13 protein-coding genes and 1 riboswitch are annotated in these 13,816 nt (G+C 45.3%); of the genes, 11 read left to right on the forward strand and 2 right to left on the reverse strand.

Going from position 1 to position 13,816, the window contains the following annotated elements; all coding sequences use genetic code 11:
• The first annotated feature begins 11 nt into the window (after window positions 1-11).
• Window positions 12-2,033, forward strand: coding sequence for a hypothetical protein (locus tag NST26_RS11245; RefSeq protein WP_036725040.1), 2,022 nt, complete (start codon window positions 12-14; stop codon window positions 2,031-2,033).
• A gap of 363 nt (window positions 2,034-2,396) precedes the next feature.
• Here NST26_RS11245 and NST26_RS11250 read toward each other — a convergent pair whose 3' ends face one another.
• The gene (locus tag NST26_RS11250; RefSeq protein WP_036725038.1) at window positions 2,397-3,107 is read right to left on the reverse strand and encodes a rhamnogalacturonan endolyase family protein; all 711 of its coding nucleotides are present in this window, start codon (window positions 3,105-3,107) and stop codon (window positions 2,397-2,399) included.
• Between the two features lie 31 nt (window positions 3,108-3,138).
• On the opposite strand from NST26_RS11250, the gene NST26_RS11255 reads away from it, so the two are divergent.
• Window positions 3,139-3,579: a hypothetical protein gene (locus NST26_RS11255; protein WP_340979138.1), complete on the forward strand. Its 441-nt coding sequence runs from the start codon at window positions 3,139-3,141 to the stop codon at window positions 3,577-3,579.
• Window positions 3,580-4,108: 529 nt separating this feature from the next.
• Here NST26_RS11255 and NST26_RS34025 read toward each other — a convergent pair.
• Complete coding sequence (locus NST26_RS34025; RefSeq protein WP_051477991.1) at window positions 4,109-4,552, reverse strand: CBO0543 family protein; 444 nt, start codon at window positions 4,550-4,552, stop codon at window positions 4,109-4,111.
• Window positions 4,553-4,896: 344 nt separating this feature from the next.
• Between NST26_RS34025 and NST26_RS11260 the strand changes: the two genes are divergently transcribed.
• The 9 genes from NST26_RS11260 to NST26_RS11300 all read left to right on the forward strand — a co-directional run bounded on the left by NST26_RS11260 (window position 4,897) and on the right by NST26_RS11300 (window position 13,695).
• On the forward strand, window positions 4,897-5,535 hold the full coding sequence (locus NST26_RS11260; protein ID WP_340954069.1) for a universal stress protein: 639 nt from the start codon (window positions 4,897-4,899) through the stop codon (window positions 5,533-5,535).
• A 45-nt stretch (window positions 5,536-5,580) separates the two neighbouring features.
• Window positions 5,581-8,433, forward strand: coding sequence for a Na+/H+ antiporter subunit A (locus NST26_RS11265; protein ID WP_340958088.1), 2,853 nt, complete (start codon window positions 5,581-5,583; stop codon window positions 8,431-8,433).
• Window positions 8,421-8,753 (forward strand): Na(+)/H(+) antiporter subunit C, encoded by a 333-nt coding sequence (locus NST26_RS11270; protein ID WP_036725033.1) that lies wholly within the window; start codon window positions 8,421-8,423, stop codon window positions 8,751-8,753. The genes NST26_RS11265 and NST26_RS11270 overlap by 13 nt, the downstream gene beginning before the upstream one ends.
• Window positions 8,750-10,225 (forward strand): Na+/H+ antiporter subunit D, encoded by a 1,476-nt coding sequence (locus tag NST26_RS11275; RefSeq protein WP_340754634.1) that lies wholly within the window; start codon window positions 8,750-8,752, stop codon window positions 10,223-10,225. Before NST26_RS11270 ends, NST26_RS11275 begins: the two co-directional genes overlap by 4 nt.
• A 5-nt stretch (window positions 10,226-10,230) precedes the next feature.
• Window positions 10,231-10,713 carry a Na+/H+ antiporter subunit E gene (locus NST26_RS11280; RefSeq protein ID WP_340954067.1) on the forward strand — a complete coding sequence of 161 codons (483 nt, stop codon included), beginning with the start codon at window positions 10,231-10,233 and terminating at the stop codon, window positions 10,711-10,713.
• Window positions 10,713-11,006 (forward strand): Na(+)/H(+) antiporter subunit F1, encoded by a 294-nt coding sequence (locus tag NST26_RS11285; protein WP_036725027.1) that lies wholly within the window; start codon window positions 10,713-10,715, stop codon window positions 11,004-11,006. Before NST26_RS11280 ends, NST26_RS11285 begins: the two co-directional genes overlap by 1 nt.
• Entirely contained in the window at window positions 10,996-11,355 is a 360-nt protein-coding gene (mnhG, locus tag NST26_RS11290) for a monovalent cation/H(+) antiporter subunit G (RefSeq protein WP_081751132.1), read from the forward strand. The genes NST26_RS11285 and mnhG overlap by 11 nt, the downstream gene beginning before the upstream one ends.
• A riboswitch (cyclic di-AMP (ydaO/yuaA leader) is annotated at window positions 11,354-11,487 on the forward strand. It overlaps the preceding gene by 2 nt.
• A gap of 7 nt (window positions 11,488-11,494) precedes the next feature.
• Entirely contained in the window at window positions 11,495-12,310 is an 816-nt protein-coding gene (locus NST26_RS11295; RefSeq protein ID WP_340954065.1) for an alpha/beta fold hydrolase, read from the forward strand.
• Between the two features lie 26 nt (window positions 12,311-12,336).
• The gene (locus NST26_RS11300; protein WP_340954063.1) at window positions 12,337-13,695 is read left to right on the forward strand and encodes a TrkH family potassium uptake protein; all 1,359 of its coding nucleotides are present in this window, start codon (window positions 12,337-12,339) and stop codon (window positions 13,693-13,695) included.
• Window positions 13,696-13,816 lie beyond the last annotated feature (121 nt).

A 13,816-nucleotide genomic window follows, 5' to 3' on the forward strand; every position in this document is an offset into this window, starting at 1 on the left:
AAGGAGGAGCTATGGGAGAAATATTACGACATGCTGAGATATTTCACAATACTCTGGAGAAAATTGGTTTGTTACGTCCTGATGAAGAATACACCTACGTCGAACTTGGAAACTTTTTAACTGATATTTCTCAGTTCCGTGATCCATTCGCTCACATGTTAGCCAAGCGCACCATTTGGAATAAAGCAAAACGTTCAAACCGTTTTTTAGACATTTTGTCATCAATTCCAATTCTCGGCATATTGACCGATACCATTCTTGATGTTGTAGATGCGGATCAATGGCTTGATCAACTAATGGGTAAGTACGCACCTGTTAATTCTAGGTATGGGAAACTGGCCGAATATTTCGAGCACATCATGTTAGGTATTACCCATATGATCTTTTCAGATGATATCCCTAAGAAGGAAGCGTTAATATCCATGCTTCCAGCTCAGTTTCAGCAACTTGATCCAATACCAGCCGCCGAGATTGACAGAATTTATCGGAACTTCTTCACTCAGTACTATCCTCATGAACATTGTGATTACCCGCCTTACGTCTTGTCTGGGGAACAGCGTATTCTTAACAAGATGTACCAGCGAGGTAGTAGAGGGATAATCCAATTCGTTGAAGAATACATTCAACTATTGTCTGAAGAGTTAAGTAAACTTGAATTAGATTGGAAGGAAAAGCGGAATCTAACCAAAAAAAGTCCGGAGCGGCATGATATCCTTGTTGGCTTTGGGAAAGCTCTTCATACTGTGGAAGATTATTTCTTTCATACAAACTTTGTCGAGTTACACTTATGGAATACTAAACGTCGCCAATATTCCTCAGTAGAGCCCGAAGAAATATTTAAGGCTCGTTTTTCCAAGGATGCATTAAAGGCATATCGAAATTATCGAGGCTACAATGAGTATGGTACTGAGAATTCTGCTATTGACTCTGATGTAGGGAATCAGACACGCTGGCGCCGCAAACTTATGCGACGTCTACGATATCCCGTGTATGACTCCCAGAATCGCTTGAGTACTTCCGAATCCCTATCAAGTTTAAATCTAATTTATCCGGGTGGTTTTGAAAGCAAAGATATGTTTCATACTATGGCTGGGGCCCTCGAGAGTATGGAAGCACTATTAGCGGGATTTGATAAATTGGGGAGCGAAGTGCCAGCCGCGTTTCGTTCTAGTCTCGGACTTTCAACATCCGGGAGTCTCCGAGAAAGTGAACTTGTGCTTATTCGGACCTTGTTTAACAAAGAAGAGCGTACAAGATTGGATAATGACCCTGACTATCTAAAAAGCCAAATTGTCCGGCACGTTGAACAACTGAACTCTAATATATATGAGAAAAATATAGAGTACTTTCATAAATTGGGATTCCTGAACCAGCAGGCAGCTAACTCATTTAGCAAGGCGGTTACCCTTGACAAAGGGGTAGAGTCGTTGCACAGTCAAACACCAGGATGTAGCGGATTCTTGATTCAATTTCTTGCTGAAGCACAAGGTGAGTTAAATGACAGTCGACGAGAATCCATTCGTAAAGACTCTGAACATAATGGGACACCGAACGAGGGGAATGTGCTTGATGAACGTTCAGACAATGGTGCTTCTGGTGAAGCTGTAGGAACGCATACTCTTCTCTCAAAAGATACCCCCAAAAGCCAACCTTTACATGAAGATTCCGAGGTTTTAGGAAAGTTTGCTTCACTCGCAGTGGTCCGTCTTTTGCTAACCGAAATTAATGAAAACCGTGATAGCGGAACTGGTCTTGATTGGGATCGTATTCTCCGACACCTAATAAGGTTCCCCAGTGCTCGTCCAACAACTTGGGAAACACAAGCACTTAAATACTTCCGGCAGAGTGGAGTTAATCCAAATTATCAAGATATCTATGATCGGCCAGAATATCCCATAATTAGCGTATTCCACCAAGATCAGCGATTACTACAACGAAGAAATGGGAAGCGTCGAGAGGAAATGGAAATGATGTACGTTAAGCTTGAGGAGAAGGCGGATCGATATATGATGGTAAATATCATTCCCAAATAATCTTGAGTAAAAGCCAGATCATGTAATGCTTTTACAAAGGGGGCTCTTTACAAATGCCACTTAGATGAAGGGTCCTCAATCTGCTGCTTGGCTTATAGATAGAATGATATCTTCTTGTAGTTAAGCTATAACTTTAGGAGCTAACAGGATCCAGACCATGGAAAGCAGGCTACCTCCCTTTCAAAATTTCCTCATGTACATGGCATATTTAGTTTTTTATAAATTAAATGTTTATGTTTATACTTTTTTGCATGTAAAGTTCTTGTTTTTTAAAGGGAATGATTTGAAAAAAAGTATAATTGACTAGAAATAAGGAGTCTTACATAATTAAGACTCATCACAGAAAATACAATATAAGGGATATTACCTATAGATGGAAGGAGGGTGGGGAAACCAGATATGTAAAGATTCCAAACCTGCCTCTAGTTGTTGAGTTGTTGAGGTGTTTCTAGAAAGAAGGAAATCATACTCATGATCACCGTCAAAGTCTCCTACCCAGACGGCACGGACTTCACTATTTCCTTGTAGTGGAATAACGAATGCGGGTTGATTAGCAGAGTTAGCGGTCAGTGTATATACTGCACTGGCTTCTTGTTCTTGATCGCTGATAACTGGTTTTACATAGTATGTATTATTCTTGGTCTTATCAGCGGTTTTATCTGTAAAATTGGTTCCTTCTGTTAGAACTGTGCTGTTAAGTTTGATGGGAGTGTATCCAACGTCAGTAGCCGTAGAAGGTGCAGAGGCTGTACTATCTGTTGTGATGCGGTAAACGTTAAACCCAATATTTGCAGAATCAAGTGCCAGGAAACGCCAACTAACAAAGACACTATTCCCGTTGCGAACAGCAACTACACCTCTACCCAAATTTTCCATTGTTCTTGGAGCATTTGCTGCTTCAGTGGTGGTGGCACCGGGTAGTCCATTGAGGTTACCATTAAAATTAAGGTAACGCCAAAAATTAAAAATCTCCTCCCAAATCCTTTCATAACAATCATCCTCTCTGATGTTTGACCAGTAGGCCGATGCCGCCCATATTCTGAGTGCGCCGAAACCGCAAACTGCAGAATGCATTCGCCTACAGATGCGGTGGCTCCGTACCGAATTGAAACGCACAAATACTCGCAAAGAAGACCGTGAAATGGTCGAAAATTTTGAGCGCTACAGCCATGGATTTTGGGCAGGATTGTTTGCTTATTACGATACCTCCTACCTACCCAGAACAAATAATGACCACGAGCGCTTCTTCCGCCAGACCAAGACCCGTCACCGTCGAATGACGGGTCTGAGGAGTTGGAATCGCTATAATTGGCGTGGTGGCGAATTTGTGGTTTGGGTAGACGATGCCTTGAAGCAAAAGAACCTGCTAAACCGGCTCAGTGGTGTGAAGTATGAAGATTACCTCCATGAACGGAAGGGATGGGAATCCCGGCTGCAGGAAGGCACAAACCGCCTTCGCTTTCGCCGAGATCCCCATCTTTATTTAAGCCGACTTGAAAAAACGCATCTGTTCGTTAATTGGGCAGACGTAGTTTTTTTTTCGTAATTACGGCGTTTATTACAGACATTCAAGAAGTTTTTTATCCGGTATTAAGCAGTTTAAATTACTAACAATTATCAATGAATCAATATTTTAAAAAATGTATATTCATACAAACTGTCGAAAAAAATTTTATAATAAATTCTGTTACATTTTAATTTATTTGCACTCGAATTTCAAAAATGATGATTAATTATAAGTCTCAAATCGACCTAAGTTGTTTTGTATTTAGAATGATGCATAATATTCATAAATGATGCATAAACCATAAAAGTGCGTTTTCTCGTTTAAAATGAAATATTAGAGAGGGCCCGGCTAGTTGGACTGACTTTTCTCATCTGAAATGAAACAGTTCCCCTTGTGATATAAGGGTTTTTTAACTGTGAATTCTCATTTAAAATGAAAAATCACAATCTGTATATTTATACAACTTATTTAAGTTCTGAGTAATTAATGTTCAGTTCCGATGAGACTTTTATTTTCATCGGGACTGTTTTTATTTTTATGAGTTTTCGTTATCAGCTCGGAACATCATTTAAACAAATGCGCTTATCAATTTTCTATAGATGATTACTATTGTATAAGCCACCAAATAAGAAACTAGACTCCAACCAATGTTCCATCCGTTTCCATAATCGACTATCCCTACTGAAAAAGCCCCGTACTCCATTATTGTGGTCAATAGGCTATAGAAGACTAAAAAAGTTAGTGTTGAATACTTTTTTGAATCGATACTATTTATCATAAAACAGCTCAATACAGGATAAATTCCAAAATCAAACGGAAGGGAAGCGATATCGTAAGGTTCGATTTTCCAAAAATCGAAGTGAAAACCGATTATATTCATTAACATCGCAATGCTAGATACAACGGGTACATAAGTGATAAAAGGCGAAGGTTTTCTTTTTAGATAATGGATGCTAATAATCCAAGGTAATATGAATGCAATCAAAATATAAAAGTAAATATTTATAATCATAAGTCCCCCTCGATCAAATTCTTGAACCGAAAAGATCCCCTTTTCATAGTTATTTCCTTATGTGCTGCACCCATTCGTGCTAGGGGGTGCATATTGCGAATTTATACCGGGGATAATCAAAGGGAAGAAATAAAAATGAAGCAGTAGCTAATGGGGAATTCCTCCTTTTTACACAGGCTCCCCTGAGGCTTCCATGATTATTCACCGCAAATTGCCTTTACTTTCTCCTTGGGTGACTATATAATTGCAATAATTGTATACGGAGTTACCGGAGGAGCCTGCCAAAAGCGGGCTCTTTTTGTGTTTTTTACCTGGAATAAATTTACTGATGTGGAGGGTTTGAAATGGAAATGGAAATGAACAATGAGAGCATCATGGTGTGTGTGCATTATGGGCCGCACGGGCAGCGGTTGATACAGCGGGGAGGACAATTGGCCAGATTGCTCAATGCCCCGCTGATGGTACTCACTGTAGATGCATCCGGGGACAATGAATATAACAGGGAGAAGCAGCAGTACTTGTCTGGCTGGGAGAATCAGACCAAGGAGGCTGGCGGACAATTTGTGATCCGCAAATGTAACGGCAAAAAAACGGTTGATGTGATTGTGGAGACTGCAAAGGATAACAAAATTACACAAATTGTACTCGGACAGTCAAGCCAAACGCTGTGGCAGGAGATTACACGGGGAAGCTTCATTAATGAGCTGCTGGAGCGGATGGGTCCGATTGATCTTCATATCGTTGCGGTCCAGCGGTATCCGGAGCTGCTCGAGCAGTCCCATGAGCAAGGGTTCTCTGCTTATCTGGTCAAAGAGGGCGACCGCCATATCCTTATGGATGAACCGGATGGGAATGATGCCATGAAGGGGGTTTTCTTTCGTGAGCTTGATACAGATTTCAATACCGGCCTGTTCAAAATCGTCAGCAACGGTGAAGCGCAATATTTGAGAATTGTACAGAACGAATGGGTGAAGCCCCGTTAAGAGGATTATACCAAAACTAGAAAGGGGGCTTAAGCCTTGCTGCATATGATTATCCTGCTTCCGTTTTTGCTTGCTGCGCTAATGCTGCTGCTGAAGCAAAATAAACGGTTTCACTTGGGCTGGATCGCTCTGCCCCTTCCCGCAGCTCTCTTTATTTATTTCCTGACGAGAATTCCAGCCATCCGGGCAGGAGAGCCTATTGTGAACAGTATCACCTGGATGCCGTCCTTTGGGGTAAATATTTCGCTCGTGCTGGATGGGCTCAGCTTGCTCTTTGTCCTGCTGATTACCGGAATGGGTGCCCTGGTTGTGCTTTATTCGATTTATTATCTGGATAAGCTCATGGAGGGGATCCGCCAGTTTTATATATACCTGCTCCTGTTTATGGGAGCCATGTTAGGAGTGGTGCTGTCAGATAATCTGATGGTGCTGTATGGGTTCTGGGAACTGACGAGCATATCTTCGTTCCTGCTTATTGCCTTCTGGCACCGCCGGGAAAGATCCTCCTATGGAGCAATGAAGTCCATGCTGATCACGGTGTTCGGCGGTCTGGCGATGCTTGCCGGATTCAATCTGCTATATGTAATGACCGGCACCTATAGTATCCGCGAGATTATTGCACAGGCAGGGACCTTAACAGAAAGTGGAATGTTTATCCCGTCCATACTGCTTATTCTCCTGGGAGCCTTTACGAAGTCCGCCCAATTTCCGTTCCATATCTGGCTGCCTGATGCCATGGAAGCGCCGACTCCGGTCAGTGCGTATCTTCACTCGGCGACCATGGTTAAGGCGGGGATCTATCTGGTAGCGCGGCTCACCCCGCTGTATGCCGGACAATCCGAGTGGTTCTGGCTGGTTTCTGTCACAGGACTGGTAACTCTGATCTATGGGTCGTTCAAAGCCATCCGGCAAACCGATCTCAAGGCCTTACTTGCATACTCCACGATCAGTCAACTCGGCTTGATCATGTCTTTGCTTGGACTCGGGTCGGCGGCAGCCTTCTTTACCGGTACGGGGGATGCGGTTTTCTATACGATGGCTACTACAGCTGCGCTCTTTCATCTCATTAACCATGCTGTATTTAAAGGCAGTCTGTTTATGGTTGTGGGCATCATTGACCATGAGACGGGTACCCGTGATCTGCGCAAGCTTGGAGGGCTTATGTCTCTCATGCCGGTCACCTTCTCTATCGCATTGATCGGGACATTCTCTATGGCTGGATTGCCGCCATTCAGCGGATTCCTTAGTAAAGAAATGTTCTTCACTTCTGTACTCAATATCCGGGAGTTTGACATCCTGAGTTCAGGATACTGGACACAGCTCTTTCCGGTGATTGCCTGGATTGCCAGTGTATTTACCTTTGTATACAGCATGATCTTTGTCTTCAAGACCTTCCGCGGCAAGCTGAGGGAGGACAAACTGGATAAAGTTCCGCATGAAGCTCCACTGGGTCTCTTACTGTCACCCGTGATTCTGATTTCACTTGCAGTAGTGTTCGCTTTCTTCCCTGATCTGGTCTCTGCCACGCTGATTGAACCGGCAATGTCTTCCATTCATACGGGGCTGCTCGCACCGGAAGAAGCCTTTGAGGTTTCTATTCATTTCTGGCATGGATGGACACCAGAAATCTTCATGACCCTCGGTGTTATAGCAGCAGGTACGCTGTTGTTTAGAATCTATACCCGGTTACGTGTTCTAGACCGTGAAGCCGGCGGAACCAATGCACTGAGCCGTATGTATGACTTCTCGTTAAGACTGCTCGAGAATGGTTCAAGACGCTTAACCGATGTTTATATGACTGGTTCGGGTCGCCATTACCTGCTCTATATTTTCAGCTTTTTCATCATTTCCTTACTCACAGTTCTGCTACGGCAGCAGGGCATTAGCTTTGGTATGGATCAGTATGCCTCATTGTCTTTTTATGAATTGGCTGTTGTAGCAGCCATGCTGCTGGCTGCCTTTGCAGTTCCATTTGCCAAGTCACGTGTCAACGCGATTCTTTTCACCGGTGGTGTGGGGTATATGGTGACGCTGCTCTTCGTTCTTTTCCGGGCACCGGATCTTGCACTCACACAGATGATTATAGAGACCGTATCGGTCATTCTGTTCCTTCTTTGTTTCCGGTATTTACCGAAGCTGAAGAAGCAGAAGGAGCCTCTGCGCTTTAAGCTGCCCAATCTGATTATTGCGGCTGGAGCTGGTATCACGATGACGTTGATTGCTCTGGCGGCTATGGGTACCAGTCCTTTTGAACCGATCTCCGAGTTTTTCTTGAAGGAAAGCTACAACCGGGCTGGCGGCAAGAATGTGGTCAACGTCATCCTGGTAGATTTCCGCGGGTTTGATACTTTGTTTGAAATCATGGTGCTTGGCATCGCCTCACTGGCCATTTATGGTCTGATTCATCTGAGAATGGAGACGGAATTGCCGCCGCTGGAGCCCTCCAAGACAGAACTATTGCCGCTGCGCAGCAATGATGTGATTCTACAGACGATCTCCAAGGGGATTGTCCTTGTCATTCTGATATTCTCCCTGTATCTGTTCTTTGCCGGGCATAATCATCCCGGGGGAGGTTTTATCGGGGCTTTGATGGCTTCTGCTGCGCTTATGCTCATTGCAATCGCATTTGGAATGGATCAGGTACGTAAGGTGCTCCCTGTGAATTACCGGCTGCTTACAGCTTCCGGGCTCATGCTGGCTATTCTGACAGCGTCAGGTTCATTCCTGTTTGACGCTCCTTTTCTAAGTCACACGTTCGGCCACTTCCATCTGCCAGTACTTGGCGATACGGAGCTGGCGACTGCCGTCCTGTTTGACCTTGGTGTATTCCTGGCTGTAGTCGGCGTGACGATGACCATCATTTTATCGATCGGAGGGGAGAAGAAATGGAACTCGTAATGGCGGTAGCGGTCGGAATTCTGTTCATGATCGGTGTTTACCTGATTCTCTCCAAAAGCCTGCTGCGCATTGTGCTGGGAACCTCCTTGCTGACGCATGGAGTCCATCTGCTGCTGCTCACGATGGCCGGGCTCAAAAGGGGGGCAGCCCCTGTACTAGGCAAGGCGGATACCTATGTTGATCCGCTGCCGCAGGCGCTGATTCTAACCTCCATTGTCATCAGCTTTGGGGTCACAGCTTTCTTTTTCGTACTCGCATACCGGTCTTATCAGACGCGGGGTACTGATGAAATGGACAGCATTAAGGAGGACAACGAATGAGTAATCTATTGGTGCTCCCGATTCTCATTCCGCTGGCTACGGCTGTCATCCTGATTTTTCTCAAAGAGAAGATCCGGCTTCAGCGCGTGATTAGTGCGCTCAGCGGTCTGCTTAACATTCTGATTGCGGTGCTGCTGGTTACACGTGTCCACTCCGAGGGCATACTGACCCTGCAGATGGGGGGCTGGGCTCCTCCGTATGGCATTGTATTTGTAGGTGATATGTTTGCTGTATTGCTGGTAACGATGGCTTCGATCGTCAGTTTTGCGATTCTGTGCTACTCCTTCAGCAGTATTGGAGAGCAGCGGGAGCGGTTCTATTACTATACGTTCTTTCAGTTTTTGCTGGTCGGGGTATACGGCTCGTTTCTTACGGGGGATATTTTCAACCTGTTTGTCTTTTTTGAGGTCATGCTGATTTCTTCTTATGCGCTCATCTCACTCGGTGGGACCAAGCTTCAGCTAAGAGAAACGTCGAAATACCTGCTTATTAATATCGTATCCTCGACACTGTTCGTAGCTGCGGTAGCTTATCTCTATGCAGCGGTAGGAACGCTCAACATGGCGCACCTGTCCCAGCGTATCGCTGAAGCGGGACAAGGCGGCGTGCTTAATGTGATTGCTGTTTTGTTCTTGATTGTATTCTCCCTGAAGGCAGGACTATTCCTGTTCTTCTGGCTTCCAGGGTCCTACAGTGCACCTCCGGCGGCTGTCAGAGCGTTGTTCGGTGCCCTGCTGACCAAAGTAGGACTCTATGCAATCATCCGCACCTTCACGTTGTTGTTCGTGAACGATCCCGGCTTCACTCATGACTGGATCGCCTGGATGGCTGCTGCTACCATGATCCTGGGCAGCCTGGGGGCAGTGGCTTATAGGGATATCCCGCGGATTCTGAATTATAACGTCATTATCAGCGTTGGATTTGTAGCCTTTGGGCTTGCTGCAGGGACTGCAGATTCAATGAATGGGGCAGTCTTCTATCTGCTGCACGATATGCTGGCCAAGGGACTTATGTTTATTCTGGGCGGGATGATTATATCCGCAGCCGGAACTGACCGGCTAGGCAGTATGGGCGGGATGATCAGAAAGTATCCGCTCCTCGGCTGGATGTTTTTTATTCTGGCGCTCGCCCTGGTGGGGATTCCGCCGCTTAGCGGTTTTGCCGGCAAAATTATGATCCTCCGTGGAGCGTTGTCCGAGGGGATGCTGACGCTGTCCCTCATTGGTCTGGGATCAAGCTTTCTGGTGCTGTTCTCCCTGATGAAGGTGTTCAGGCTGGCCTTCTGGGGAAATGAACCCAAGGAAGAGCAGCCTAAGGTGAGCTTGAAGGTTGCTTCGGCTGTGGCTGCCGGCCTGCTGCTGCTTGTGATTGCAATGGGGATCGGAGCGGAGTATGTGTATACTTATGTATCGCAGGCTGGCGAGGTTCTGGCTTCACCTGCGCTATATATTGAAGCCATAATGAAGGAGTAGTGAATATGGCCTTACAATTCCTGTTTAATCTGTTGATTGCCTTTCTGTGGATGGCGATAAATAACAATGGCTCTGGCTCAAGCTTCTTAGTAGGTTATCTGCTGGGCATCGGACTTTTACTGTTATTTAGGAAATCCAGGTCCCAGCCCCGGACCTTCTATCTCATACGTATATGGGCTGTACTGAAGCTTCTGCTGATCTTTGCCCGTGAACTTACGGTCTCGAATTTCGTGGTCATTGGCCATATCATCCGTCCAAAACTGGCTATACGTCCCGGTATCTTTGCTTATGAGACTGCCTTGGCCACACCCTGGGAGGTCACACTGCTCTCGTGCCTGATTTGTCTGACACCGGGAACCCTGACTCTTGATGTGTCCAAGGATGGCAAGACGCTGTACATTCATGCTATTGATATTAAAGATGCACAGCTGATGGTCACGCAGATTAGAGGCACTTTCGAACGAGCGATCAGGGAGGTGACCCGTTAATGATCCCAGTTATGCTAACCGTGGCCATGATCATTCTGGCTCTGGCGATGCTGGCCTGCCTGTTCCGTCTCCTGAAAGGGCCAACCCGCTCCGACAGGGTTGCCGCACTCGATACGATCGGCATTCATGTACTCGCTATGATAACCGTCTTCAGTATGCTGCTGGATACCCAGGATTTTATAGAAGTCATTCTGGTTATCGGGATTCTGACGTTTATTGGTACTACGGCACTGGCCAGATATATTGAACGGGGAGCCGTTATAGAGGATGGAGGGAACCCCAATGACAGGTGAACTGATTAGCTCTATTCTTGTGGTAATGGGTGCAGTCTTCTGCGGCTTAAGTGCCTTCGGCTTAGTCCGGCTGCCCGATGTCTATCTGCGTTCACATGCGGCTACCAAAAGTGCAACCTTCGGGGTATTGTGTTTGCTGACAGGAGGTTTCCTGTACTTTTGGTTCAAAGACGGAACGGTTAATGTCAAGCTTCTGCTGGCGATTGTATTTGTATTCATCACTTCACCGGTAGCAGGTCACTTAAATGGCCGGGCTGCCTACCGTTCCGGAGTGCCCTTATGGAAGGGAAGCGTTCAGGATGACCTGAAGGTGCTGGGGGAAGAAAGCAAGGAAACGTCTGTAAAATAATAGTTAATCGCTGAATTCCTTATAGGAAGCGGGGGAACCAGGTTACATGGGGTGAATCTCGGGAAAAACGAGTAGGGCTACTTTCAGGCCCGAATCCGGCAGCTAACCCCGCAAGCGTTCATGAGAGGATGCACTGTATATGCCGCATATTGAAGTGAATGGAACGTCGCTGTATTATGAGATGTCGGGCAGCGGTCTGCCTATTGTTTTTATTCATGATTATTCGACCTCTCATCATCTGTTTGAGCCGCAAGCGGATTATTTCAGCAAGCGTGCCAAAGTGATCGTATTCGATTTGAGAGGGAACGGGCAATCGGGTAAAATGGATGTGGAGATCAGCCGGATCGTAGACACACAATGTGAAGATTTGAAGCTGTTATTGGACGCTTTATCTGTAGAGAAGGCTGTTATCGTAGCTTGTTCCAGTGGTGCTGTGCTCGCCCAGAAATTCGCCTATCTGTACCCTGAACGGATAATAAATATGGTATTGGTGGACAGTTATTTTCAGGAGGATTACACGGCGAGAGGCAGTAAAATGAAAGGAATCTTTGAGGTCTGCGCATGGGCGGCCCATTATCTTCCTGCCGAAATGTTCGTCCGTTCCTTGCGCATCACCTACAATAAGTGGCTCTCGGCTTATCATATTCTCAGGAAAGAGCTTGTGCATGAACGGACAACGGAATTAATTAAGCAGCGGCTGGCACTTAGACAAACGGACAGCTACGGGTTCGCATTACGGCTGCAGATTCCTGTTCTTGTTGTATCCGGGAATCAGAATGAATGGGCGCTGGAGCAGGTGAAAAGAACAGCCAGCAAGTATCCGTCTGCCCGTCTGGCGATCCTTGAGGATGCGATGTATCCGACTCATCTGTGTCAGCCCCAGCTCTTCAACCGTATATTACTGGATTATCTTAGGGAACAGCATAGTTTTCAGCGGGCGGCAGCTGGCAACTAACTTGAATTATAATGGGAGCCAATGATATGTTCTTTAACAAAATCTCATCCTTCATCACAAATCTCAGACTGACCTCATCCAGAATCATTTTACTCGGTTTTGCAGTCCCTATATTTCTTGGTACAGTGCTGCTGGCCTTGCCGATATCTTCGTCCAGCGGACTTAGTATAGGGTGGCTGGCAGCACTGTTTACTTCGACTTCAGCCGTATGTGTAACGGGCCTCGTTGTACTTGATACCGGTACCGATTTTTCTCATTTTGGACAGGTCATTATCCTACTTCTGATTCAAATTGGCGGTTTGGGATTTATGACATTCAGTGTTTTGATCGCCGTGATCTTGGGGAAAAAGATTGGATTAAAAGAACGTCTGCTTATCCAGCAATCATCTAATTCTGTAACAACACAAGGAGTCGTGCGGTTATCACTCAGTATCTTTCTCATTTCATTTATCGTGGAGACAACTGGAGCTATAGTGTTGGCCCTTCGATGGGCAAATGAACTAGGAACAACAAGGTCCATTTATTATGGAATATTCCATTCAGTGTCTGCCTTCAATAACGCCGGATTTGGATTATGGCCAGACAGTCTGAGCCGCTATGTGGGTGACCCGTTAGTTAATATTGTTATCTCTTTTTTGTTTATCATCGGCGGGATTGGGTTCACGGTGATTCTGGATCTGTACCGGAAAAGAAGATGGAGAGATCTTTCCTTTCATACAAAAATAGTTTTAATTACTTCTGGACTCCTTTGTATGGCAGGGTTTTTGGTGATTTTTGCGATTGAACTTTTTAACACAAAAACATTCAGTACTCTCTCTTGGAGTGAAAGAACTTGGGCGGCATATTTTCAGGGTGTTGTTACCCGGACAGCCGGCTTTAATTCCATCGATATTGGAGCAATGCTCCCGGCCTCACAATTTTTTATGATTTTCCTGATGTTTGTTGGGGCTTCGTCCGGATCGACTGGAGGAGGTATAAAAACGACCACATTTGCTGTACTTATGTTAAGTATCGTCTCAACGATTAAGGGGAAAACAGATGTGCAACTGCTTAAAAAACGCATCTCCCAGGATATCATATTCAGGGCACTGGCAGTAATGACCATATCCCTGGGTGTAGTTCTTACAGCCACCTTTCTTCTATCCATTACAGAATATGCTCATCCTAAAGATTTCCTGGCGCTTCTCTTTGAAGCAACCTCTGCATTTGGAACTGTAGGAATGTCTATGGGAATAACATCAGAACTTTCGCCACTGGGAAAATGCATCATCATAATTACAATGTACATCGGGAGACTAGGGCCTTTGACTTTAGCTTTAGCACTGGCACAAAAAAATGTGAAGCAAAAATATCGGTATCCGGAGGATAAGCTGCTTATCGGGTAAAGTTTACTGAGCTGCGCTAATTCTAATGATTTTCAACGTTATTGTGCTATCTTCTTTTGTTTATTGGGTTGAAGATGTTTTTATCTCATAACCTAGTTATAAATAATTTGATTGCATTTTG

Origin of the sequence: Paenibacillus sp. FSL R7-0128 (genome assembly GCF_038002245.1) — a bacterium.
Lineage (GTDB): Bacteria > Bacillota > Bacilli > Paenibacillales > Paenibacillaceae > Paenibacillus_AQ > Paenibacillus_AQ silagei.